This window comes from Croceimicrobium hydrocarbonivorans (assembly GCF_014524565.1).
Classification (GTDB): Bacteria; Bacteroidota; Bacteroidia; order Flavobacteriales; family Schleiferiaceae; genus Croceimicrobium; species Croceimicrobium hydrocarbonivorans.
The window spans coordinates 1,837,913-1,862,924 of sequence record NZ_CP060139.1; the positions used below are offsets into that span (position 1 = coordinate 1,837,913).

Here is a 25,012-nt window from a genome sequence, read left to right on the forward strand (position 1 = left end):
ATTCGGCAAAACCTTTGCAAAGGTGCAAAAATTAAGAGGAATGGTTTTTTTAGCCGGAATCATCCTGCTCTCCTTGGCCTCCTGTAAAAGTGGGGCTCCGGTTCAAAATACCGCTTATGTGGAACCCTATCTTAGGGATAGCATTCCCTACAGCTTGGCTAATCATGAGGAAGTTTCGGAGCGATTACTCATCTTTCTACCCCCAGCTTTAGACACCGTTCAATTTGAAAAAACGGAACTCTATCAAGACATTTTTAATGCAGGATATGATATCCTCTGCATCTATCAACCTCCGGCAACTGGCGCTTTCTTCTACAGCCGAAAAGCCATGGAATTTAAAGGCCAACAAATTCAAAATGCTCAAAATTTAATTAGCCATCTCCGAAAGGAAAAGAAAATTGCGGGAGCAGAACACAGTATTCTTATGGGCATCGAGCAAGGAGGCTATATGATTCCCTCTTTAATGGCCAATAATCATATTGATACCGCCATTTATATTACGGCCAGTCCCTTTAGTATGTATATGTCTTTGCAAAGAATTGCCGAAGGTCGCATGGAATGGAATAAAGCGCGGCAAAATTTTGTGAAGGATAAATTTGGGATCGACTCCCTGCGGGTTTTTAAACAAAAAGTTGAGGATGTAGAAAACCTGAGCTCTGAACTCTATAGTTTAGGTTCCTATACCAATATGTACTGGCTAAGCTATCATGCCAATTATATGATGGAAGAATACCGCTTAAGCCCCGGTCATCATTATTGGATCTTCTACGATGATTATCCTTTGTATAAATCCAGCGACTTTGACTATCTGAAGCTATTGGATAAAACCAAAGCCAATTCCAGTGCGGCCTATAAAGTATTAAGCGGTTACCAATCTTTTAGTGAAGAAAACTGGGAACAATTAGAAGAGGTAATTCTCCCTTATTTTAAGGAGCAATCTTAGCTACGCGACGCTCATGACGACCGCCTTCAAAGCTGGCATTTAAGAAAGCATCAGTAATGGCTAAACCTTCTTCCATAGAAACGAAACGGGCGGGTAGGGCCAGGATATTCGCATTGTTATGTTGACGAGCCAAGGATGCCAATTCTTCGTTCCAGGCCAGGGCAGAACGGATACCGGCGTACTTATTAACAGTCATATTAATACCATTACCACTGCCGCAAATCACAATACCCAAATCTGCATCTCCATTAAGGACTTCCTTTGCTACCGGATGACCAAAGTCTGGATAGTCCACAGAATCAGTAGAATCGGTTCCAAAATTGTGCAGCTCGTGTCCGGCAGACTCCAATTTGTTAATAATAGCGGCTTTCAATTCTACTGCGGCGTGATCTCCTCCGATGGCAATTTTCATGAGTGGGTAATTTTTAATAAGTCTGTAAAGTTTTCGTTTACAAAGCTTTACTATTAACAACTAAGAAATAATAATCAGGGTGGATTGTTTATTTCTTCTTAAAAATAGTGCTTGACTTTTTCAATTCCAGCTTTGTATAGGCAAATATCCGATTTTAAGGTCTCAGCTTATTCTTTTTTACCACAACAATTTTCACCAGCTGAGTCGAGTTTATTAACCGCGCAGCGGCCAAAATTTTTTTAAATCTGCTCCGTGAATTAGGCTTATCAACAATTGTGAATAGCGATAGCTTTAAGCTGGTAAATGAAGCATTTATGCTGTAAGTTAGCCTTGATTTGTTGTGAATAAGATTTGATAGCTCAAGAAAGCAAGGCTTCCTTCTGAAATTTATACCGTCTATTCACAGCACATTATTATCATCATAAGATTTAGATTTTAAAAAAGACTATATATATGTTATTAAGAACCTTGGCTTTAATCCTGATAGCGGTGATTCCCCTATCTTCGTTTTCGCAAACAGCCGGGGATAGTCTCAAGCCCACCCGCTACTACTACGAGAATGGGCAAGTAAGCAGTGAGGGGAGCTTACGCAATGGTAAACCCGATGCCTATTGGAAGAGCTATTATCGAAATGGGGTTCTTAAAGCTGAAGGCAATCGCCAAAATTTTGAACTGGATGGACCTTGGATCTTTTACGATCGAGAGGGGATAAGAACCTCGGAAATCAATTATAAATCTGGTAAAAAGAACGGTCCCAGTAAGCTCTACAAGGAAGGCAAACTTCTGAAAATAGATCAGTTTAAAGACGATGTTCAGGAAGGTATCACCCGGTTTTTCTATCCAGATAGTTCACTACAAAAGGAAGTGCCTTATGTGGAAGGGAAAATGGAGGGTATGGGATATGAATATGCCCAGGATGGTAGAGTAATCACTTTATTAACATTTAAGAATGGAGCCCTCATCCGCAAGCAGAATATCAATCGTTTTGATCAGCAAGAGCAAAAGCAAGGCATGTGGATGGAGTTTCATGCGAATAAGGGCATTGCCGTAGAAGGGCCTTATCTCAATGATCTGAAAAATGGCTATTGGAAATATTATAAATCCAATGGCAATTTGATTCGGGTTGAAAAGTGGATTAATGGCGAGCTGCAGGAAGGAGCAACTGAAGTGGCTAAGCTGGAGATTAAGCGAGAGATTGATCCAAAAACCGGAGCGGTAATTTTTAGAGGAGCCTATCAGAATGGAAAAGCAACCGGGGTGCATCGCGAATACAATTCGGAGGGTGAGATTATCGCTGCCCGGGTTTATGATCAGGGTAATAAACTATTTGAAGGATTAATCGATGAACAAGGTCGAAAGCAAGGCCCTTGGAAAAGCTTTTATGAAGATGGTAGCCTCAAGGCAGAAGGTTCGTATAAAGATGATTTGAAGGTAGGTTCCTGGCGTTATTTCTTTAGAGATGGTAAGCTGGAACAACAAGGAAATTACGTGGCGGGCAAAGCCAATGGATTATGGGAATGGTATTTCCAAAATGGTCAACTTTTACGTGAAGAAGAATATGCCTTTGGTTTTGAAGATGGAATGTCTACCGAATACAATGATACCGGAGCAGTTATAGCCCAGGGATCCTATGTAGATGGTATGAAAGAAGGACAATGGGTACTAACCATCAATGATCACAAGGAAGTGGGACCTTATTTTGAAGGTCTTCGCAATGGATTGTGGAAGCATTATTACCTGAATAAAGATCAATTAAGTTTTGAAGGAAGCTTCGAAAATGGATTAGAATCCGGAACCCATACCTATTATTATCCCAATGGACAGATACAACGAAGAGGAGATTATGCGGGAGGTGTTCGACAAGGTATTTGGGAGTTCTTTACAGAGAATGGAGACCGAATTGTAACCATCGAGTACCAGGATGGAGTAGAAGTGCGCTACAATGGCGAGAAAATCGATTATGGTCGACGCTATGAGCGTGCAGTCGCAGAAGAAAAAGCCCGTAAAAGTCTTTCGGAAGAAGCAGAATAAGTTTCTTTGAAGCTCTAAAATTTAGCATGACAGAATTTCCACGAAAGGCTGGTGAATGGACCGAATTAAGCCGTGAGATCGTTTATGATAATCCTTGGATTGAAGTACAGCACAGTGCTATATTAAATCCTAATGGAGGAGAAGGAATTTACGGTAAAGTTCATTTTAAAAACCTGGCCATCGGAGTTTTAGCCTTAACCGAAGAAGAAGAAATTTTTTTGGTAGGACAGGAGCGCTTTCCTTTTGATGGTGAATATAGCTGGGAAATTATTGAAGGAGGGGGGCCTCTGGAGATCGATCCATTGGAAAGTGCCAAAAGGGAATTAAAGGAAGAAACTGGATTAGAAGCCGCTCATTGGGAGTTTATGCAAGAAATGCATTTAAGTAATTCGGTTTCGGATGAACGTTCCCTTTGTTTTATAGCCAAAGATTTAGTTCAAAAAGAAGCAGAACCCGAAGACAGCGAAAAGCTGAAAATAAAAAAGCTCCCTTTTCAGGAAGCTCTTCAAATGGTTCTGGAAGGTAAAATCAAAGACAGCATTTCGGTTGCTGCTATCCTGCATTATGCCCTTCTAAAAAAGTCGAATTAGGCTTTTTCTACACTAAAATTAACGCGAGTGGTTTCCCAGCTTAGGCTGATGACACCTTTATCGGAAATTTCAATACTGAATTTTTCTGCCGGGCTTTTACTTTGCTTGGCAGGAACTTTAAAGCTGATCACATCTTTTTCTGAGTCGTAATTATAGGCACCCCATTGATTCCAAACCGAATTGATAATAATGGTCCATTCTTTTTTACCAGGGATGGTGAAGAGAGCATATTTCCCTGCTTTTACTACTTCACCATTTATGCTTACATCTTCGGTAAATTCAATCACGGTGGCTTCATTAGCGCCGGTACGCCAAACTTTATCAAAGGGAACTAAATCGCCAAAAATGGTTCTTCCCTTCATGGAAGGTTGGCCATATTGGATCTTAATTTCCAGATTTCCAATCTCCTGACTGGTATTGATTAAGGGACTAGCTCTTTTTTCTTGAGCTTGTAAACCACTGAATATAAAAAGAGTGAGTATGCTTAAAAGGAATTTTTTCATAACTTATACTTTTATACAGGCTAAGCTAGTAGAAAAATACGGTGGTTCTGTAAATTTTCATAATATTGAAAAATTAGGGCAGGGGAATAATTAAGGAATGATCTCAAAACTTGCGAAAGTATTTGGACTGGGGGATAAGGAGCAATTCCGTGCCGTCAAGGTGAGGAATGATGCCTGCACTTATAATTTCACCGCAGTCAATATGCGCTTCAACAAGGTCAAAGGCTTTTTCAAGGAAGCCAAGCTGGAAGTTGATTTTAATATTCACGCATTAGATCAGAGTTTTTTAAATCTTCGCTGGCCTGTAGATGGTATTCGCACCGGAATTCCGGAACGCGATAAGCAGTTGATAGAAGCCGTCCATTTTTTTAATGGACTGGAATATCCCGAAATTGTATTTAAAAGTAGGGAGATTAGTAAGGAATCTAAAAATCAACTGATTGTAACGGGGGACTTGTTTATAAAGGAGCATCGGAAAACTGTAGCGCTTTATGTGGGTTATAGTCAGGATAAATATGGCTATCAACTTTTCGTTGACTACAGTTTAGATCGCTTTGAATTTGGAATCGGTGAAAGCGGAAGCTTTGCCATAGGCCGTCAAATTGAACTAGAGTTTGATATATGCCTCCAATTCGAAAGTGCCTAGCCTCCAATATTTTATACTAAGGTATTTTTTTTAATCCGTAGCTTTGCGGAATATTTTTTTGGGAGTGAAGTCGTGTTGGGGAAATACAATTAAGGTCATTTTGCTTTGCATTCTGCCTTTTAGCATGATATCTATGGATGCACATCAAGTGCGGAAATGGGATCTGGACAGTCTGTATTATCTCGCTTTTGATCAAATTGGCAATAGTCTACAGGAAGGAAAAATTGAGGTCGATAAATATTATCGAGCCTCCCTTTTATTGAATGACAGTAGCAATTTGGCCTATGCCTTGGATTTGAAGGGCTTGGATGCTTATATGCGCGATAAGGTAGATTCGGCCAAAATGTTTGCCGATCAATCCATCAAGCTTTTCCGTATTCTTAAAGATTCTATCGGTCTTAGTACCGCTATCTATAATTTAAGTAATTACCACGAGTATTTAGGTGAATACACCACTGCATTGCGCTATCTGCATTTAGCTCGTGAAATTGATATTAAACTGGGTAATAAAAAGGATAATGACCCTTTTTACTACAACCGCCTAAGTGATATTGTATACAACCAAGGTCAGCTGGATCTTGCCCTGCGCTATTTACACAAAGCCTGGCGTGCACAGCATGAAAGTGGTTATTCGGCTTATTATTTAAGTCCGGCTTTACATCTAAATTATGCTTGGCTATATAACGATTTAGGAATAACTGAATTGGCGGAGTATTATGCTAAAAAGGCCTATAGTTATACAACAAATGATTCTCTGTTAACCACACGTTCTGGTGCTTTAGAAGTATTGAGTCTTTCAGCTGAGCGCAGAGGAGATATGGATTTAGCTCTGGCTTATGCACAAAAGGCTTTGGAGCTGAATAAAGTTTATGGGGATCCTTATTTCATTACCTACAGCCACTTATTCCTAATGTCGCATTATACCTTGGTAAATGAGCTTGACAAGGCACAGTATTATGCGGATTTGGTTCTCAAAAATATGGAGCCTTTTGAGCGCAGCCCAACTTTTGTGGTAGACATGAATGATGAGCTTTATAAATTCTTTAAAAAGAAAGGGGATAATGCCCAGGCTCTAAAACATTTGGAACGCAGCTCTGAAGCGCGTAGAATTATCAATGAGGTGGATGGTATTGCTGCCATGAAGCAATTTGATGAGGAAATGGAAAACCGCTATCGGGAATTGATGAAAACCAAATCTCGTTTGCAGGAGGAGGAAATTAATTTACAGAATACCCTCTTGGTTTTCGCTCTTATATTATTGATCGGAGTGATGGGATTCTTGGTATTGCTTTATCGAAGCAATAAGCAGATGAATGCAGCCAATGAGCAATTGGTTCTTCAAAATAATCAGATCGAAAGTCAGAAGCAAGAGATTCAAAATCAGGCGGAAGACCTAGAAGATCGCAATGAAGAGCTCGAGAAATTAAACAGTAGTAAGGATCGATTATTCTCCGTTTTAGCGCATGATCTAAGACAGCCCTTTAATCAGATAATTGGCGTAATAGATTTACTGGAAGGTGAGCAATTAGAAGCTGCTGATCGTAAGAGTATCCTAAGCAGTTTAAAGTCTTCTGTTCAATCAACTTCCGATTTAGTTACCAATGTACTTACTTGGAGCAAAGCTCAATTTGCAGGAGTTACTTTGAAACCCGAACATTTGGCTTTAGCCAATACCGTAAAAAGAGCCCTGCTTCACTTTAGTATTGCCTTGGATAAAAAGAAGATCAAGGTGGTTTTTGATATTCCGGATCAGCTTTCTATCGTTTTTGATAAGGATCATTTTGATAGCGTATTGCGAAACTTGTTTAGCAATGCCTATAAATTTTCTCCGGCTAATTCAACCATTCATATATCGGCCAAGGCCAATACCCAGAAGAAGAGAGTATACCTCTATATCCGCGATGAAGGTATCGGTATGGATCAGTACCAAAAGGAGCGATTGGTATCCGGAGATCAGGCGGTAGATTCTATTAATGGCACTTTTAATGAATCAGGAACTGGCATTGGCATGGTGATCGTGCGCGACTTCCTCCGCGAAAATCAATCTTATTTTGATATTGAATCCACTATCAATGAGGGAACAACTTTCATTATCAATATGCCGATGGGTCCTGATGTGAATTTACGCTCAGCCAGTAATATTAAAGCGGTTCAGGATTTTCTATAGGCTAACTGAAAAGTCCTTCTAATACATCTCCTACTAGATAAGCCAATCCTGCTGCTGCAGCTCCCAGGAAAAAGGTTTCCAGCATACTGCGAATTATTTTGGTTTGGGTAACCATGGCTTTTAAATAACCAATCAACATAAAGACTAATCCGGTTAAAACCGAAGAGTAAAAGAATAGGGGACTATCAGCCGACATGAGTTTTAGATAGTCCAAAACATAAACCAAGAGGGGTATAAATCCAAAGAGCAAAAAGCTTAAAAAGGTAACCCCACCCATGGCCCAGGGTGATTTGGTTTCTTCCGACATTTCTAATTCTTCCTTCATCATTACGTCTACCCAGCGATCTTTATCGGCAGTGATGGTATCCACAATTTGCTCTAAGATTTCGCCTTCAAAACCTTTGGCGCGGTAGATATCTCGGATTTCTTCTTTCTCCTTTTCAGGAAGATGTTCTACTTCCCAGTATTCAATATTCTCGTGCTTCTTATAATTTTCCTTTTCACTTTTGGTGGATAGGTAACTTCCTACCGACATAGCAAAACCGTCGGCAATAAGGTTAGCGAAGCCTAAAATGATCACTACGGCACTGTCGAGGGTGGCCCCGGCAGCTCCAGCTACAACCGCAAAGGTGGTTACACTGCCATCAATTCCGCCATAAACGAATTCACCCAGATATTCCTGAAACCGATTAATCAATGGATATTTGCTACCGTGAATACGATCTTCGTGACCTTTAGGGCTCATGATGTAGAATTATAAACTCAAAGATATTCAGGATTTTGCGGAATCGCCGGGAACTGGGCTTTCTCTTGATAAGCCTGATCTTAATTAGTATTAATCCAGTTAAACTCAATGGACAGAGCCATTATGTGGATGGCTTGTATTGGCTGCGGATTCAAACCCAGTTTACTTTCAACCCAAAATGGTCGGGATCTCTGGAATTGGAAGAGCGTCGATTCTTAGCTCCTGATCGAGCGCATCAAAGAGTATTTCCCGATGTGCGATTGTTCTATCATTTTGCCCCATCCTGGAAAACCGGAATCGGATATACCAATTTCAGTATTAGTGGCCCAGGTACCGCTGATATTCCGGTAAATCAAGTTTTACATGAACAACGTTATGCGCTCTTTTTAGCTCGGAAATTTAAATGGGAGAAGAGTTCTCTAGGAACTCAATGGAAAAGTGAATTACGCAATTTTGATCGCGATCCCTTAGACGGGGAGCTCAACTTTTTAGACTATGTTGTTCGTTTGCGCTTTTTAGCGAAATACAGCTATGCTTTGGATGAGTTTTGGAAGGTATCTGCCGGCGATGAATTGCATATCAATATAGCTGGAAATACCGATTATCAATTCTTTGATCAGAATCGGATTTTTGGCGGTTTAAGCTATAAGCATAATGACTTTAGCTATGGCTTGGATTATATATTCTGGTATCAAAAAAACCGCAGGGGCAGCGCATTTTTTCATCGCCACATCCTGCGGTTCACATTTCAATATCAGTTCGATTTTAGCGGACTATAAATCGAATTTGATGCCTTGAGCTAAAGGCACTTCTTTAGAATAGTTGATAGTGTTGGTTTGGCGACGCATATAAGCTTTCCAAGCATCGGATCCACTTTCACGACCACCACCGGTTTCTTTTTCGCCACCAAAGGCGCCACCAATTTCAGCACCGCTGGTACCAATGTTCACATTGGCGATTCCACAGTCGCTACCGGCCGCTGAGAGGAATAATTCGCTCTCTCGCATATCAGTAGTCATAATAGCTGAAGAAAGTCCCTGAGGCACGCCATTTTGAAGTGCAATAGCTTCGTCCAAATCTTTATACTTCATCACGTATAAAATGGGAGCAAAGGTTTCGTGTTGTACGATAGCATAGTGATTTTCCACCTCGGCAATACAAGGCTTCACATAACAACCACTGCTGTACTCATCACCTTGCAATACTTCACCTTCCACAATCATGGTTCCGCCTTGTTCTTTAATGGCGGCTAAAGCTTTTTCATATTGCTCTACGGCCAAGGTATCGATAAGGGGACCTACGTGATTATTCATGTCTAATGGATTGCCAATACGCAGCTGACCATAAGCCTTTTTAAGGGCAGCAATCACATTGTCGTACTGACTTTCATGGATGATTAATCGACGGGTACTGGTACAACGCTGACCGGCAGTACCTACGGCGCCAAATACGGCTCCTACCAAAGTAGATTCGATATCGGCTTTCTCGGAAATGATAATGGCATTATTACCACCTAATTCTAAGATAGTTTTACCTAAACGAGCGGCTACCGCTTGGCCAACAATCTTACCCATACGTATAGATCCAGTGGCAGAGATCAAAGGCATACGCTTGTCTTGAGTCATCCATTCGCCTACTTCTACACCACCGTTTACCAGGCAAGAAATACCTTCTGGAAGATTGTTTTCTTCCAATACTTCATTGAAGATGTTCTGGCAAGCGATCCCGCATAAAGGCACTTTTTCAGAAGGTTTCCAAACACATACATCACCACATACCCAGGCGATGGCAGCATTCCAGCACCAAACCGCAACCGGGAAATTGAAAGCGGAAATGATACCAACTGTACCCATGGGATGCCATTGCTCATACATACGGTGAGAAGGACGTTCGGAGTGCATGGTAAGACCGTATAATTGACGGGATAGACCTACGGCAAAATCGCAGATGTCGATCATCTCTTGTACTTCACCCCAACCTTCTTGCAGGGATTTACCCATTTCCAGTGATACCAAGCGACCTAATAGGTCTTTGTTTTCGCGCAGTTTGTTTCCATACTGACGTACAATTTCACCACGCTTAGGAGCGGGCATGGTACGCCAAACTTTAAAAGCTTCATCGCTCTTAGCCATAATCGCTTCGTACTCTTCGCGAGTGGTTTGAGTAACGCTGGCTAATTCTTGACCATTGATGGGCGTATGTGAAACAATTTTAGGACCGGCTCCAAAAAATTCTTTTCCGGTAGAACTGCCGGGGTTTTCTTTGGATATACCTAATCCTTCTAAAATGTTGTTAATTTCTGAGAGGTTCATGTCTTAGGATTTTAAGCAACGAAATTAGTTTTTCAGTTGGGAAATGGACTGGATATACTTGATTTTTGAAGAATGAAGCAAGTAGAAGTTCTGGATCTAAATCTGCTTTCCGAAAAGGAAGGAAATTGTACTTATGATTTTGAAAGTATCCATAGCCAGAAGGGTAGAATATTAGCATTTCGAAAGAAAGGCAGTATAAGCGGTAATCACTGGCATGAGGGAAAATCTACTACTAAAAACCCGGAGGAAATGCTCATTATTTCCGGTCGATTAAAGCTAGAATGGACGGATGAGCCAGAAGGTATTTATCAGCATTCTAAATTGATTGAAGCCCCGGCTTTAATTCGCATTAATCCCGGAATTAAACATCGGGTAGAAGCTCTGGAAGATTTATGCTTTTTGGAGTTTAATTCTTTAGCTGAACATGCGGCGGATACCCTATATCCCAATCACCAGGAAAAATAGAGGCGAAAGAGCCAAACAAAGCCGGCTAAACCGAGGATCATTAAAACAACGGAAAGCAAGAGAAGTCGCAGCTTATGGCGACTCTCTGCTTTGGATTTTTGTTTAAGTTTTGCTTGTAAAGCCTTACGATCCTCATCACTAAACTCTTGCGAATTGAGTTCGGTTTGTTTATGGTGATGATCAAATTTATCGAGCTTATCACCATAAATATTTTTCAGGTGTTTGAAGATCTTACGAGGTTTTCTGGCATAAGTTTCTTTCTTCATGCCAAATCCCATATAAGCCATTACCAGCTTATAGTTTGATCTTTAGGAGCTCGGACTTCGAAGCTAAATTTCAATTGGGATTCGGATTTAGGTTTTAAGTCCATTTCCCAGGTGATGATTCCGGTTTTAAGGTTGAGTTTACCTTGATTTTCAATCTCAGATTTTACCTTGATATCTTCATTCTGGCTTACCGGAATTTGATCAAATACCCGGATTTTCACATTCTGAGGCTTGGTATTGCGCAGGCTGATCTGGTATTCGTATTTCTGGATGCGATCGCTACCCAAGAAGGATTTGCTCTCTTCATTAAAAAGGCGATCACGAGTAATCACAATACCCGGATCCTTGCCTAATGAGAGCTGTAAACTATCGCTGGTCGCTTCAAACTGACTAAAGCTTTTACCAATAAATAAACCTTGATTGTAAATGCTCAATTCACCATCCAATAGCTGATGTTGTTCCCAGTCTTTAACAATGGCCATTAGATAAGCGGCCGGATCAAGGCTGGGGCTGCTTTGGTATTCGTATTCGGCTTTTAAAGCCATCTCACGAATAACGATGTTTTCCGTTTTTTGATTGGGAATGCTGTAACGACGCTCCGGGATAAATTCCAATCGGGTTTGCTGAGAATTGATGGCGAAAACGGTGTTACCCATTTGGCTATTATTGACATTGCCTTCAATTTTTACACCATCAATGAAGTATACTTCGTCATCATCGGCTCGAGCCCCTCTTAATTTAGTGGGACTAGCATGGTGCATAAACTGGATATACTGAGGATAGATCTGTGGCATAGTCACATTTTGATTAGGGCTGCCGGTAACCAATTTTAAGGCTACATTCTCCCAATCTTCGCCGCTGCCTTGATACACATTGGCCTTGTGAACCATACGTAAATCCTTATCTAAGCCATCAAAATAGAGATTGTAATTACTGCTCCAGGAAGCATTAGTGCGTACGGTATAGTGTATAGAGAAGCGCACGTTTTGCGCCCGGTTGCTGTTCAATTTCACAATGATTTCACCGCTCAATAATGACATCTCCTGACGGATTTTCTGCAATTCGCTTTGCAGTTCTTTTCGTTTGTCGTTCAGGTCTTGCAGTACGCGTTGCTTTTTAAGCTGACTGCGTTTATTGAGTAATTTTTGATCGCGTGCATAGCTGCTGATCTGCTGCAATTCGGCCAAACTAAAGCCTTCATTACCGCCTAGTTTGGTGTTATTGGTTAGAAACTCTAATTCCAATTGCAAAGCTTCAAGCTCGGCTTGGATATCCTCACTTTGCAGATTAATTTCCTTAATCTGTCTTTCGAGTTGCTGAAATTTAGCGGGCTTTTCACGCTGGTCGAAAGGGGTATTCCCAGTGCTAATACTGATAAACTCCAGGCTTTTATCGCTACCGATTTGCACACTGGAGGGTTCCAGATTTAGGGGTAGGCCTTCAAAAATCAAGGTCTGATCTCCCGCTTGGAGATTGGTACTTATTTCACGGCTATATCCTGCTCCTTGAGCATAGAGAGTTACGGCATCAAGCTTGGAGCTAAGGCGTTTTCCTTCATCGGCGAAAGCCTGAAATCCAAAAAGTAGAATGGGGAAGAGAAGTAATTTTTTCATCAGAGATGTTTTAGCTCCAACGAAATTACGCACTTCTTATTTCTATTGAGCGGAAACTGTTTTGGAAGATTTAGGACTACTGCTGCGATTCGCGAAATTCCACAAAACAATTACCAAGATCAGAATTGCTAATTGTCCGATGGCGGTTTCCCAAGTAGGATAGAAGCCAATGGCATCAATACGTAAATCGATAGGCAATACACTAATAGAAATACTTCCGGCTTCTTGAATAGCATTTAATCCTTTCCCAGTAAGGATTACTGCCAAGCCAGAGATAATGAGAGCAGAGTATTTAAATAGCTTGGAGATAGGCAGCTTTTTAGAGAAGCGCATGATTAGCACACTAATAATAGCCAAAAGAGCAAAGGCAAAAATGATTCCGCCACCAAAGGCTGCTTGTTGACTATCCCCTACTTCTAAACTCAAAGCCGAAAGAAAGAGAACGGATTCGAAGGCTTCACGAAATACTACCAGGAAGGAAAGGAAGGCCAAACCAATAAGGTTTTCGGTACGGGCTAAGTTTTGAATTTTCTCCTTCACATAGGCCTGCCACTTGCCCGCCTCGGATTTACTATGCATCCAAAAGCCGACGTAGAGTAAGACTCCAACTGCAAATAAGGCGATTAAACCTTCCATTAATTCGCGCTGAGCCCCACTGAAATTAAAGAGAGATCCTGCAGCTAACCACATGGCAAAACCTACCACAATGGCCGACATCCAACCGGCATGCACATAGGTTTTAGCCTTAGGAAGTTTAATAGCTCTTACAATACTTAAAATGGTGATTACTACTAGAAAGGCCTCTAATCCTTCACGCAGAATAATGGAAGATGAAAGTAAAAAGGCCAGCCAGGCGGTAAAGGTTTTATTGCGCAGCTTTTCTTTAGCTTGGTAAATCATCTGCACACTGGCTTCTACTTCGGCGCCCACAATTTCCGGACTTTGTCCACCTTCGATACTGCTACGAACTTTGGCTAATTGACCTTCTAATTTAGCGGAGAAGCTGGCATCATTGGCACGTAATTGTACTTCTACCGGTTCAACACCTTCGAGGTAGGCGGTTAATGCCAAGGTGCGGGCTTTAGAAATATCACCATTCTGATAAGCGGTTTTAGCCGCTTTTAAATATTGAACTGCTTGATCCAGATAATCACCTTGACTTTTCTCAGCGATTTCTTTGGGATAAAGGCGTAAGGCGGATATCAGGTTTTCAGCTGCTGCTCCAGGTTGTAAGCTTTCTTTTAATTCTTGATTACTGCGTGAGGCCAGTTTTTCCAGATTAACCTGAAAACCGATTTCGGTATGCTCATCTAAATCTACTTGAGAGGCGGTATGAGGTAAGCTCAAGACATAAAAGGCTAAATCCCACACTTCATCATCATTGAGCTCATCAAAAGCACGCATGGCCGTATTATCAACTCCTAAACGAATGGTATTATAAGCCTGAAAAGGAGATAGGCCATTGGCTTTTTCCGGACTGTGGAAATTGGTAGGTGAGGGCTCTAAACCGGCACCCAAAATACCATCCCCAAAACCATTTTCGCCATGGCAGCTTTTACAGTTGAGGGCATAGAGTTCGCGACCATTATCCAAATTGGGCCAACGCTTGGGTGCGATTTCCAATTTGTAGCTGGAGATGATTTTTTGTTTGATGGAATTGGATACGGAAGCAATTTTCTCTTGTGAGGCTTTTTGCTCGATAAGTTGATAAAGTACTTTAATATCGGATTTTACCGCCGCGGGTGCAGATTCGCCCAAAGTGCTGATGGTGGCAATAAATTCTTGCATTTCCGAATACTCGGCCGCATTAATTACCGAACCTTGATTTACCGCTGCAGAGTAGTCAACTGCGATATAGTCCAGTAAATGAACCATCATGCGGGCATTCTCATCATTCGCTTTTAAGCTTGAAAATGAGCTAAAAAGCATTCCTACAATCATTAAAAATCTAGCAACCCGAACCATCTATCTTATTTAGACCAATTAAAAATAGGCGACAAATTTAGAGACTGGGAATTAAATAGGAACTAACATTTATCACTTTTTGCTTACGCTGGATCGATCTCTTAGATAGAATCGATAAGGTAGGAGGGCATCTTCACCTGCATAATCGACGCCAATCCTTGGACAGGCATGGATTTCAGCAGCTTTAACATCTGGCATATCTAAGATTCGGAAGTCTAGACTAAGAATGCTTTTTCCATAATCTTTTCGACTTAAAGCCAGGCCTTTGCTAAGATTTCCGGGTCCACTAAGTAATTCTCCACCTTTCTTTTTGGGTCGGAGTTTTTGGATGAGGTCCTCACCTTCTATAATCGTCGCAGCTCTAATTAAAATCGCTTCGGGAACATCCATAGAATTGCAAGTGATATTACAGAGTTCATGTATTCCATAGCAGAGATACATATAGAGTTTTCCTCCTAGTTGAAACATGATCTCCGTGCGGGGAGTGCGCCGATTATTATAGGCATGGCAGGCCCTATCGTTTTGGGCCAGATAGGCTTCCACCTCGGTGATTTCGGCCTTAAGCCATTGACCTTCATGCTTGCGCTCAATAATTTTCCCTAATAATTTAGGAGCAAGATGAAGTGCGCTATGCTGCGAAAAGTAATTTTCTTCGAGATAAGTCATAGGCAAAAAAAATCCCGGCTTTAACCGGGATTTCTTGGAGGTTCCGAGCGGATTCGAACCGCTGTACAAGGTTTTGCAGACCTCTGCCTAGCCACTCGGCCACGGAACCCTGAAAGGACGGCAAATATAAAATTATTGCGGGAGATAATGCTTGCGCTTGCGCTTTAATTCAATGCTTACGCGCTTTACATCTCCATTAATAGGCGGATGTAATTTAGAGAGCTTAATTTTTGCCTTCTGAACCAAAGGCATTTCCTTAAAAATATCCCCTAAAATCTGATCTGCCACCGTCTCAATTAATTTATGACGAACAGCCATACGGTTGGCCACCACACGGTTAATCGTAACGTAGTCCATGGTATGAGAAAGTTCGTCGCTATCAATGGCGGCTTGTACTTCGCCCCATACTTCAACATCAACCGAATATTCGGTACCAATCTTTCCCTCTTCATCTAAACAGCCATGGTAGGCATATAGACGAATACCTTCTACGCTGATCTTATCCATTAAGGTAATTGCTCCAGTGCTTGGTTTAAGCGCGATAGGGTTTCTTCTTTACCGAGGATAGCGCAAATTTCGAACATAGATGGACCCATGCCCATACCCGTTACAGCTAAACGGAATCCAGGGCCTACTTTGCCAAAGCCTAATTCGTTTTCGCTTAAATAGGCTTTAAAAGCTTCTTCGATATTCTCGGTGTTGAAATCACTTATAGCTTCAAAACGCTTTTGTAATTCCGCAACATGAGTACGGGCTTCTTGATTCCATTTTTTCTTCAGCGTCTTGTCATCATATACTTGAGGCGCGCTAAAGAAGAACTGTGAATCTTCCCAAAGATCTTTTATGAAATAGGCTCTTTCCTTCATTAAAGCTGCAATGGCTTGCGCTTTTTCTAGGCTTACTTCAACGCCTTGTTCGGAGGCTTCTGCCTGAAGGAGTGTTCCTAATTCGGCATCCGATTTATGACGTAAATATTGTTGATTAAACCAACGGGTTTTATCGTGATCGTATCGGGCCCCAGCCTTATTCACTTTTTTAAGGCTGAAAGCGGCTACTAGCTCATCTAAGCTGAAAAGCTCCTGGGCAGTACCTGGGTTCCATCCTAAAAAGGCTAGCATATTAATAAAGGCATCGGGGAAATAACCGTTTTCACGGTATCCGGAAAATACCTCACCATTTTCTTGATTATGCCATTCTATTGGAAATACCGGGAATCCTAAACGATCGCCATCACGTTTATTGAGTTTACCGTTTCCATCAGGTTTCAACAGCAGGGGTAAATGCGCAAATTGAGGCATGGTAGCTTCCCATCCTAAATAGCGATAAAGTAGTACATGTAAAGGAGCGGAGGGTAACCACTCTTCACCACGAATCACATGGCTGATTTTCATTAAATGATCATCAACAATATTGGCCAGGTGATAGGTGGGCATACCATCGGATTTAAAGAGCACTTTATCATCCATATTGTTGGTATTTACACTTACCCAGCCGCGTACAATGTCTTCGAATTTTACTTCTTCATTGCGATTGAGTTTAATGCGCACCACATAAGGTTCACCGGCTTCTAATTTCTTCTCTACCTCATTTTGAGATAAGGTGAGAGAGTTCTTCATACTATTGCGGGTGATGTGGTTGTACTGCCAGTTTGGAGAACCGGCATCCTTAGCCATTTGACGAACGCGATCTAAATCTTCTGCGCTGTCGAAAGCATAATAGGCATGTCCATCGGCAACTAATTGCTCGGCATATTGACGGTACATGGCTTTGCGCTCACTTTGACGATAGGGACCGTAGTTTCCACCGAAACCCTGACCTTCATCTGGAGTGATGCCACACCATTTTAAGGACTCGATAATATATTCTTCGGCGCCGGGAACAAAACGAGTTTGGTCGGTATCCTCGATGCGTAAAATAAAATCACCACCTTGCTGTTTGGCAAAGAGGTAGTTATATAGTGCGGTACGTACCCCTCCCATATGTAGTGGACCTGTGGGGCTTGGTGCAAACCTTACGCGTACTTTAGCATTACTCATAACGAATCTTTAAAGGGCGGCAAAGATAGTGTTTCTGCCAGCTCTTTACCTTTGAAGTTCTGTTGGATTTATGGCGGGAATAGATACACTCAAAAAGAAGCTCGACGCTTACATTCGGAAGTACTATGCTCTAAAGCTGGTGCGTGGTTTAGTCTTTTGGACGGGCTTTAGCCTGATCACTTATTTACTGTGGTCGGGGGTAGAGTATTTCGGGCGATTTCCATCCGGAACTCGCGCGATTTTGTTTTGGTCTTATACCGCTTTATTTAGCCTTTGGTTAATGATCTATGTCTTGGTGCCGCTCTTGCGGATGCTACGAATTGCCAAAGGATTGAATTACGAATCAGCCGCTACGGAAATAGGAAAAGCTTTGCCTGGTTTGGATAACCGCATTTTGAATACTCTTACTTTAGAGAAGGCCGGTACCTCAGATTCTGGTTTATTAGTAGCGGCCATCGAGCAAAAGCTGCAAGATCTCGATCAATACGATTTTGGTCAATTTATTGCTTGGAGAAAGGTCTTGAAGGTGCTGCCTTTATTATGGGTTCCTTTGCTTTTAGTTGCGATTCTTTTTTATTCGGATGAGGGTCAAAAATTCCTGGATAGTGGACGAAGATTGGTCTACTATAATCAGGATTTTATTCCGCCGGCACCTTTCCGTTTTCTCTTACCCGATGATCAGTTGGAAGTCGCTTATGGTGAATCGGTATCTCTGGAGGTGAGTTTGGAGGGAAGTCAAATTCCATCTGAATTAAGTGCTGAAGTAAACGGTCTGGAGTATTTGCCTGTTAAAACCGGACCCAAAACCTGGACCTTGAAAGTTGAGAATGTACAGGAGAGCCTCAATATTCGTTTCAAGGCCTTGGATTATTACAGTGAGGATCGAAGTATTGGGGTGTATCAAAAACCCGCTATTGGTGCCTTACAATTAGAAGTAGTGCCACCGGCCTATACGGGTGTGCCGAAATCAAATTTGGCTCTATCGAGTTTGCATCGTGTTCCTGTGGGTTCACAATTAAGATTACAAATTAAGGATGCGGAGAACTTGGATCAGGCCTCTCTGTTTTTAAAGGATACTACGCTTCCTTTTCGGGATCAGGAATTAGAGTTGAGGGTTTTGAAGGATCTTGATTTTAGCTTGGAATTGCGAAATCAAAAGGTGCATAGTCAGGTTTTTCAGGGAAGTAGAATTCAAGTTATTCCGGATGCTTACCCTGATTTAAAGGTTTTAGCTATCGATAGCTTGAAATTGAATCAGTGGCGTTTGGACCTGGCCTTTAAGGATGATTATGGAATTAGTCGTTTACAGCGAGTATTAAGTCAGGGAGAGAATACTTGGACAAAGAATTTTTATCCTAAAGGATCGAATTTTAGAGATGAGCTCAATGTGGATTCTTTGGCAAAGGCAGGCACTGCTTTAACAGTGTATTATCGAGTATGGGATAATGATGGGGTTAATGGAGCAAAATCCAGTAGTTCGGAGCGGATACAATTGATCACCTTAAGTAAAGAACAGGAGGATCAAGCGAATATTCAGAAGCTTAAAAGTTTTAGTGCGAGCTCTCAAGAACGGAGGAAGGAGTTGCAAAGCATGGAAAAGAATTTAGACCGTCTGCAATTAAATATGCTCGATAAGAATTCTTTGGATTGGAAGGAAAAGGAGAACCTTAAGGAAGAGCTTCAGAAGCTAGCTAAGCAACAAGAAGAACGGATTAAAGAAAGGGAAGCTCTGAAAAAGGCTTTAGAAAAATTAGATAAGGAGAAATTACCTACTGAGGAATTGCAAAAACGATTGGAGGAAGCCAATAAGGAGGAGGATAAATTGAAGGCTTTGGAAGAAGAGATTCGAGCTCTAATGGAGAAGCTTGACATGAAGGATCTCAAGCAAAAGTTGGATCAACTTCAAGCAGAGAATAAAGAGCAATTACGCAAGGAAGAGCGCATGGATGACCTTCTGGAAGATTTGGCTTTTCAACGTGATTTATTGCAACAAGCCGATAAGCTGAATGAATTGTCTGAGAAGCTTAAGGAAGAGGCGCAAAAGGATGATTTAGATCAGAAAACAAATGAGGAAGCGCAAAAGGATTTACAAGAAGCGAAGGAAGAATTAGAAAGACTGGCTGAATCCAATAAGCAGTTGGATGATTTATTGAAGAGTGAGGAATTCAAAGAATCTGAGCAAAAAACGGAGGAAGGTTTACAGGAATCATCAGAGCAGAAGCAATCGGGTGATTCTAAAAAGGCCAATGAATCTGAACAGAAATCCTCGGAGGGAGCCAAGGAAATGAGTGAGTCTTTAATGGCCATGATGAGTCAAATGCAGAGCCAGGCTTTATCCATGAATATGCAAAGCTTGCGTCGCATTTTGGAGAATTTAAAACAGTTTAGCAAGGACGTAGAGCAAAATGGATTGGAGGTAACGGATCTGGGTAAAGACGATCCTCGTTATCGTTTTCTCTTAACCGAGCAAAGTAGATTGCTGGCTGGTTCTCAAGTAATTCAGGATAGTTTGGAAGTTTTGGCGGCCAAGGCCCCTCAGATTAAGGATGAGGTTTTTAAGGAATTGGCAAAAATGATGCGTTCCTTGGAATTGGCAAAAACGCATTTACAAAATCAAGAGAAACCACAGTCGGCTGTGCAGCATCAATATTCTATGATGGCTGCAAATGAATTAGCCCTCATGCTGGATGCCAGTTTGCAAAATATGATGAGTATGATGGCTTCCCGAAAGAAGGGAAATCAAAATTGCGAAAAGCCTGGTGGCGGTAAGCCGAAGCCAGGACAGATGTCGGAAAAGCTTTCTCAAATGGGTCAAAAAGTGGATAAGCTGCAAAAGGGTTCTAAGGATGGTAAAGGGAAACCTGGTCCTAGCTCGCAGGAGATTGGTGAAATCTTAAGTGAACAGGAAGCCTTACGGAGAATGATTGAAAATGCCGAGTCGGAAGAAAAAGGCGGAGGAGGCAATGGAGATCAAAAGTCTGAAATCTTAGAGGATTTAGATGAAATGGAAGACCTTCTTTTGGATAAGAATATTGATGCTTATAAGGAGCGTATGAAACGGGTAGAGACTCGTCTACTAGAAAATGAAAAGGCCATGGAGGAACGTAAGCAGAAGGAAGAACGAGAGGCTGAAGTTGGAGGTTCTCAATCCATGTTGGATGGTTCTGCAAATGATTCTTTAAACAAAGAAGGATCTAAGGATGCATATCAACGGTCTGTCCTTAATTTGGTGCCTTTTTATCAGAGCCTGATTTATGGCAAAAATTGATTTTACGGGTTTAGTCCCAGATTTCATTGAGACAAATGAGGTTGATTGGCAATCTTGGCTCACTCAGTGTGTTGAAGAAAGATCCTATCGTGTAGGCAGATTGGTATATCATTTTGTGGATGATTTACAAATTCAGGAGATTAATCAATCTATTCTTGATCATGATTATCCCACCGATATAATCACTCTTGACGAAAGTCGAACAGATCGTTTGCGCGTTGAACTTTGGATAGGGGTAGATTTTATTGAAAGGAGTGCAAAGGAGTATTCGGTAGCCCTGGAAGCGGAATTTGCCCGGGTTTTGGTGCACGGTCTCTTGCATTGTATGGGTTGGGACGATAAGAGTATTGAGGAACGTGATCAAATGAGGGCAGAAGAGGATAAATGTTTAATTTGGCGGCCCAAATAATTGGAATTCAGATTCTTTAAAACGTTTCACGTGAAACTGTTATGATCAATAAGAAGTACGATGTTATTGTAGTTGGAGGAGGCCATGCTGGTGCGGAAGCTGCGGCAGCTAGTGCTAATATGGGTGCGGAGACCTTATTGGTTACGATGAACCTACAGACTATTGGCCAGATGTCTTGTAATCCTGCTATGGGAGGCATTGCCAAGGGTCAGATTGTGAGAGAAATTGATGCTTTGGGTGGTTTATCAGGAATTATTAGTGATAAAACCGCTATTCAATTCCGAATGCTTAATCGTTCTAAAGGTCCTGCAATGTGGTCTCCACGGGTTCAAAGTGATCGTTGGCGTTTTGCGGAGGAATGGCGTTTGTCTTTGGAAGCCATTCCATCATTGCATTTCTTCCAAGATATGGTCGTGGACTTGATCGTGGAAGGAGAGCAGGTTAAGGGTGTGAAGACTGGTATGGGAGTTGAAATTTTTGGCTCCAAAGTCATTCTTACCAATGGTACCTTCTTAAATGGATTGATTCATATTGGCGACAAGAATTATGGTGGTGGTAGAGCCGGCGAGCGTGCATCCACTGGTATTACAGAGAGATTAATCCAACTTGGTTTTGAGTCTGGTCGAATGAAAACGGGTACCCCTCCCAGAGTGGATGGACGTTCTTTGGATTATTCCAAGATGGAAGAACAAAGAGGTGATGAAATTCCCGAGAAATTCTCTTTTAGTTCTGAAACAAAGTCTTTAAAAGAACAAAGAAGCTGTTATATCACCTATACGAGTCCTGAAGTACATGATACCTTAAAGGAAGGTTTTGATCGTTCTCCGATGTTTAATGGTGCTATTCAAAGTACCGGTCCGCGTTATTGTCCTTCCATTGAAGATAAGATCAATCGCTTTGCGGATAAGGACCGTCATCAGATCTTCGTTGAGCCGGAAGGTTGGAACACGGTGGAGATCTATGTAAATGGCTTTAGTACTAGTTTACCTCAAGAGGTACAAGAAAAGGCTTTGCGTAAGGTAGTGGGCTTTGAAAATGTGCGGATATTTCGTCCAGGCTATGCAATAGAGTATGATTATTTTCCACCTACTCAGTTGAAACATACATTAGAGACTAAATTGGTTAGGGGGCTTTATTTTGCCGGTCAAATTAATGGTACTACCGGCTATGAAGAGGCTGCTAGTCAGGGTTTAATGGCAGGTATTAATGCTGTTTTAGCTTTGAAGGAGGAAGAGCCTTTAGTTTTAAGTCGTGATCAAGCTTATATCGGTGTTTTAATCGATGATTTAATTACCAAAGGCACAGAGGAGCCATATCGGATGTTTACCAGTCGTGCAGAGTATCGAATTCTTTTACGACAGGATAATGCAGATGAGCGATTAAGTCCTTTAGGTAATTCCATTGGATTATTACCTGATAGTCGAATCGAGGAGTTTCACGTGAAACAATCTAAAACAAAAGCTTTACAAGATTGGGTTTCTTCTTATAGTATCAGTCAAGCTGAAGCTAATCCTATATTAGAATCTAAGGGTTTAAGTCCTTTAAAACAGACTATGAAATTTGAGAAGGTTATTGCACGCCCTCAGTTGCAGTTTTCAGATTTTGAAGGTTTAGTGGCTTTTAAAGCTGTTGTAGATAAAGAATCCTTGCAAAAGGAGAATATTGAAAGAGTGGAGATCGAAACTAAGTATGCTGGTTATTTAGAAAAAGAAAAAGAAGCCGCAGCAAAGATTGATCGTTTGGAAGATTTAAAGATTCCTGAGGCTTTTGATTATTATAAGCTCAAATCTTTGTCCTACGAAGCTCGTGAGAAGTTAACGGAGATGAAGCCTACCAGTATAAAGGAGGCGAAGAAGATAAGTGGGGTAAGTCCTGCAGATATTAGTGTATTATTGGTCTATATGGGCCGTTAGTTTCACGTGAAACATGAAAGAACATTCCTCTTGCCCAGTATGTGGCGCTAAAAATTTAGAGTCGGTACGAAAGCCTTATTATTACAGGGGTACCAAAGAAACCTTCAATGTTGATGCCTGCAAATCTTGTGGCTTTTGGCTAACCAATCCTGCCCCTGAGGGTGCAGAATTGGCTGCATATTATGAGAGCGATGATTATGTGAGTCATACTGATGGTACCGGATCATTGATGGATAAGGTATACGGAGCTGTACGTAAGCGAGCTATAAAATCAAAATTTGATTTGGTAGCTTCCTTGGCAGCACCGTCTAAAGTTCTTATTGACTATGGTGCTGGTACTGGTGAATTCTTAGCCTATGCCAAGACTAAGAATTGGACAGTTAAGGGTTTTGAACCCTCTGAAGTTGCGCGGGAGAATGCTGCACGTAAGGGATTGGAATTATTATCTCCGGAAGAACGCTGGACCTTGGAAGAGGAGTCGGTAGGGGTGTTTACGCTTTGGCATGTCTTAGAACATATACCAGACTTAAATGAAACGCTTGCGTATTTCTATACTCGCTTGGTTAAAGGGGGCTGCTTAGTTATCGCAGTTCCTAACCATGAATCTTTAGATGCAGATAATTATGGTGATGATTGGGCTGCCTATGATGTTCCTTTACACCTTTGGCATTTTGCAAAATCTGATTTACAAAGATTAGCGCAGAAGCATCATTTCCAATTGGAGAAAATTGAGAATATGCCTTTTGATAGTTTCTATGTTTCACTTTTAAGTGAGAAGAATAGACATGGTGCGATGCGCCCGATACAGGCTTTTTATCAGGGATTACGTTCTAATTTAGCCGGTTCTAAGGCTAAGAATATGAGTAGCTTAATTTATGTGCTACGTAAGGACTAAAGCCTAGGCTTCCTTAATTCTAAGTAAATTACTGAACTTAAAGCTGGCATCGCTAAGAATCACTTTAGCATTGCCATTTCTACTGAGATCATGAATGGCTGTTTCTAGAACCTCCATTGCCATTCTAGTGTTTTTAGGATGCAGTACAGAGGCAAAGCCATCTAACTTAAAGGATAGTTCTTGGTAAATGGGATGGGCAAGGGCTAAACTTCTGCGAGGTAGAGCAAAGGCTAGCTCTAAAGTTTGAATAAAGAAGCGAAGGGCTTCTTTTTGGCTTTCCTTATCTAAAGATGAAAATTCATCTACAAAGGCGAAAATATCCTTCACTTTGGCACCGTAACAGCCACGCATCCAATTTTGAAATAGTTGACCGAAAAGTTTATATCGAGCGCTATCGAGGGCAATTTTATAAGCTTGAACCAGGTCTCCCTCGGCCACGCTGGCTGCAGTACGTGCTTCATTGGCATTAACTCCCTGGCCCTGCAAATAGCTTTCAATTTGTTCTGGATTTAACCTTGGGATGTAGAGCTTTTGGCAACGGCTGGTAATGGTTTGTAAAAGCTTTTCAGGGTTTTCGCTAATCAGAATGATTATACTCTTATCACTGGGTTCTTCTAGGGTTTTAAGTAGTTTATTGGCTGCAGATCCATGAAGATATTCGGGTAAATACAGGATCACAAATTTAGGTCCACCACTATAGGACTTAAGGCTTAACTTTTGAATGATACGGGCCGCTTCATCCACATTAATTTGGGCCTGTTTATTGGCTACATCTAATTGAGTGAGCCAATCATTTAAATGAAAGATGCTGCGTTTTGCAATGAATTCGAGCCATTCTTTCTGGAAGTACTCGCAATTTAACTCTCGGGGTGCACCCGCTACACGAGCAAAGGGAAAGGAGAAATGTAAATCTGGATAAGTGAGCTTATCAAATTGCTTGCAATGATTGCATTCACCACAACTATCCGTTTCACCAGGGTTTTTACAAGCGAGATATTGCGCGTAGGCCAGGGCCAAGGGGAAGGCTGCGGTTCCGGATAAGCCGTAAAAAAGCTGGGCATGGCTATTATGGGCACGCTTTACGGAGTCCAGTAATTTGGTCTTTTCGGCCTCTAGCCCGGGTACTTCTTTTAATAACATGCCTTTTGCGATTATTTAAGCCAAAGC

At 41.5% G+C, this 25,012-nt stretch carries 22 protein-coding genes and 1 tRNA gene; 11 read left to right on the plus strand and 12 right to left on the minus strand.

Translation table 11 applies throughout. The features are described from left to right. Window positions 1-22: 22 nt before the first annotated feature. Window positions 23-943 (plus strand): hypothetical protein, encoded by a 921-nt coding sequence (locus H4K34_RS08285; protein ID WP_210760354.1) that lies wholly within the window; start codon window positions 23-25, stop codon window positions 941-943. Here H4K34_RS08285 and rpiB read toward each other — a convergent pair. Further along, window positions 927-1,355, minus strand: coding sequence for a ribose 5-phosphate isomerase B (gene rpiB / locus H4K34_RS08290; protein ID WP_210760355.1), 429 nt, complete (start codon window positions 1,353-1,355; stop codon window positions 927-929). The genes H4K34_RS08285 and rpiB overlap by 17 nt on opposite strands. A gap of 453 nt (window positions 1,356-1,808) precedes the next feature. Between rpiB and H4K34_RS08295 the strand changes: the two genes are divergently transcribed. Both H4K34_RS08295 and H4K34_RS08300 read left to right on the plus strand, forming a co-directional pair. Next, on the plus strand, window positions 1,809-3,386 hold the full coding sequence (locus H4K34_RS08295) for a toxin-antitoxin system YwqK family antitoxin (protein WP_210760356.1): 1,578 nt from the start codon (window positions 1,809-1,811) through the stop codon (window positions 3,384-3,386). 26 nt (window positions 3,387-3,412) lie between these two features. Beyond that, on the plus strand, window positions 3,413-3,976 hold the full coding sequence (locus H4K34_RS08300) for an NUDIX domain-containing protein (protein ID WP_210760357.1): 564 nt from the start codon (window positions 3,413-3,415) through the stop codon (window positions 3,974-3,976). Here H4K34_RS08300 and H4K34_RS08305 read toward each other — a convergent pair. Further along, a complete protein-coding gene (locus H4K34_RS08305; RefSeq protein ID WP_210760358.1) occupies window positions 3,973-4,479 on the minus strand; it encodes a DUF2911 domain-containing protein in 507 nt (168 codons plus the stop codon). The two genes, H4K34_RS08300 and H4K34_RS08305, sit on opposite strands and share 4 nt — an antisense overlap. A 97-nt stretch (window positions 4,480-4,576) precedes the next feature. Between H4K34_RS08305 and H4K34_RS08310 the strand changes: the two genes are divergently transcribed. Both H4K34_RS08310 and H4K34_RS08315 read left to right on the plus strand, forming a co-directional pair. Continuing rightward, the gene (locus H4K34_RS08310) at window positions 4,577-5,125 is read left to right on the plus strand and encodes a YceI family protein (RefSeq protein ID WP_210760359.1); all 549 of its coding nucleotides are present in this window, start codon (window positions 4,577-4,579) and stop codon (window positions 5,123-5,125) included. A gap of 133 nt (window positions 5,126-5,258) precedes the next feature. Continuing rightward, window positions 5,259-7,292 (plus strand): tetratricopeptide repeat-containing sensor histidine kinase, encoded by a 2,034-nt coding sequence (locus tag H4K34_RS08315; protein WP_210760360.1) that lies wholly within the window; start codon window positions 5,259-5,261, stop codon window positions 7,290-7,292. Between the two features lies 1 nt (window position 7,293). On the opposite strand, the gene H4K34_RS08320 is transcribed toward H4K34_RS08315, so the two are convergent. Beyond that, window positions 7,294-8,037, minus strand: a complete 744-nt coding sequence (locus H4K34_RS08320) for a VIT1/CCC1 transporter family protein (protein ID WP_210760361.1) — start codon at window positions 8,035-8,037, stop codon at window positions 7,294-7,296. A 35-nt stretch (window positions 8,038-8,072) separates the two neighbouring features. Here H4K34_RS08320 and H4K34_RS08325 point away from each other — a divergent pair, with 35 nt between their 5' ends. Further along, window positions 8,073-8,816 carry a DUF2490 domain-containing protein gene (locus H4K34_RS08325; protein ID WP_210760362.1) on the plus strand — a complete coding sequence of 248 codons (744 nt, stop codon included), beginning with the start codon at window positions 8,073-8,075 and terminating at the stop codon, window positions 8,814-8,816. On the opposite strand, the gene amaB is transcribed toward H4K34_RS08325, so the two are convergent. After that, entirely contained in the window at window positions 8,811-10,349 is a 1,539-nt protein-coding gene (gene amaB / locus H4K34_RS08330; protein WP_210760363.1) for an L-piperidine-6-carboxylate dehydrogenase, read from the minus strand. The genes H4K34_RS08325 and amaB overlap by 6 nt on opposite strands. Before the next feature lie 72 nt (window positions 10,350-10,421). Between amaB and H4K34_RS08335 the strand changes: the two genes are divergently transcribed. Further along, window positions 10,422-10,814 (plus strand): hypothetical protein, encoded by a 393-nt coding sequence (locus H4K34_RS08335; protein WP_210760364.1) that lies wholly within the window; start codon window positions 10,422-10,424, stop codon window positions 10,812-10,814. Here the strand turns inward: H4K34_RS08335 and H4K34_RS08340 are convergent. From H4K34_RS08340 to gltX, 7 genes are all read right to left on the minus strand, one after another. Then, complete coding sequence (locus H4K34_RS08340) at window positions 10,799-11,080, minus strand: hypothetical protein (RefSeq protein WP_210760365.1); 282 nt, start codon at window positions 11,078-11,080, stop codon at window positions 10,799-10,801. The two genes, H4K34_RS08335 and H4K34_RS08340, sit on opposite strands and share 16 nt — an antisense overlap. Window positions 11,081-11,100: 20 nt before the next feature. After that, window positions 11,101-12,693, minus strand: coding sequence for a mucoidy inhibitor MuiA family protein (locus H4K34_RS08345; protein ID WP_210760366.1), 1,593 nt, complete (start codon window positions 12,691-12,693; stop codon window positions 11,101-11,103). A 42-nt stretch (window positions 12,694-12,735) separates the two neighbouring features. Further along, a complete protein-coding gene (locus H4K34_RS08350) occupies window positions 12,736-14,622 on the minus strand; it encodes a cytochrome c/FTR1 family iron permease (RefSeq protein ID WP_210760367.1) in 1,887 nt (628 codons plus the stop codon). 108 nt (window positions 14,623-14,730) lie between these two features. Further along, window positions 14,731-15,324, minus strand: a complete 594-nt coding sequence (locus tag H4K34_RS08355; RefSeq protein ID WP_210760368.1) for a DNA-3-methyladenine glycosylase — start codon at window positions 15,322-15,324, stop codon at window positions 14,731-14,733. A 35-nt stretch (window positions 15,325-15,359) separates the two neighbouring features. Next, a tRNA-Cys gene (locus H4K34_RS08360) sits at window positions 15,360-15,433 on the minus strand. A 23-nt stretch (window positions 15,434-15,456) separates the two neighbouring features. Next, window positions 15,457-15,831, minus strand: coding sequence for a dihydroneopterin aldolase (gene folB, locus H4K34_RS08365; protein ID WP_210760369.1), 375 nt, complete (start codon window positions 15,829-15,831; stop codon window positions 15,457-15,459). Continuing rightward, window positions 15,831-17,360 (minus strand): glutamate--tRNA ligase, encoded by a 1,530-nt coding sequence (gene gltX, locus H4K34_RS08370; RefSeq protein ID WP_210760370.1) that lies wholly within the window; start codon window positions 17,358-17,360, stop codon window positions 15,831-15,833. Before gltX ends, folB begins: the two co-directional genes overlap by 1 nt. A 70-nt stretch (window positions 17,361-17,430) precedes the next feature. Between gltX and H4K34_RS08375 the strand changes: the two genes are divergently transcribed. The 4 genes from H4K34_RS08375 to H4K34_RS08390 are packed head-to-tail and all read left to right on the plus strand — an operon-like array spanning window position 17,431 to window position 23,845. Then, the gene (locus tag H4K34_RS08375) at window positions 17,431-20,628 is read left to right on the plus strand and encodes a DUF4175 family protein (protein WP_210760371.1); all 3,198 of its coding nucleotides are present in this window, start codon (window positions 17,431-17,433) and stop codon (window positions 20,626-20,628) included. Then, window positions 20,615-21,037 carry an rRNA maturation RNase YbeY gene (gene ybeY / locus H4K34_RS08380; RefSeq protein WP_210760372.1) on the plus strand — a complete coding sequence of 141 codons (423 nt, stop codon included), beginning with the start codon at window positions 20,615-20,617 and terminating at the stop codon, window positions 21,035-21,037. Before H4K34_RS08375 ends, ybeY begins: the two co-directional genes overlap by 14 nt. A gap of 41 nt (window positions 21,038-21,078) precedes the next feature. Then, window positions 21,079-22,950: a tRNA uridine-5-carboxymethylaminomethyl(34) synthesis enzyme MnmG gene (mnmG, locus tag H4K34_RS08385; protein ID WP_210760373.1), complete on the plus strand. Its 1,872-nt coding sequence runs from the start codon at window positions 21,079-21,081 to the stop codon at window positions 22,948-22,950. A 13-nt stretch (window positions 22,951-22,963) separates the two neighbouring features. Next, complete coding sequence (locus H4K34_RS08390; RefSeq protein WP_210760374.1) at window positions 22,964-23,845, plus strand: class I SAM-dependent methyltransferase; 882 nt, start codon at window positions 22,964-22,966, stop codon at window positions 23,843-23,845. Between the two features lie 3 nt (window positions 23,846-23,848). On the opposite strand, the gene H4K34_RS08395 is transcribed toward H4K34_RS08390, so the two are convergent. After that, complete coding sequence (locus tag H4K34_RS08395; RefSeq protein ID WP_210760375.1) at window positions 23,849-24,985, minus strand: DNA polymerase III subunit; 1,137 nt, start codon at window positions 24,983-24,985, stop codon at window positions 23,849-23,851. Window positions 24,986-25,012 lie beyond the last annotated feature (27 nt).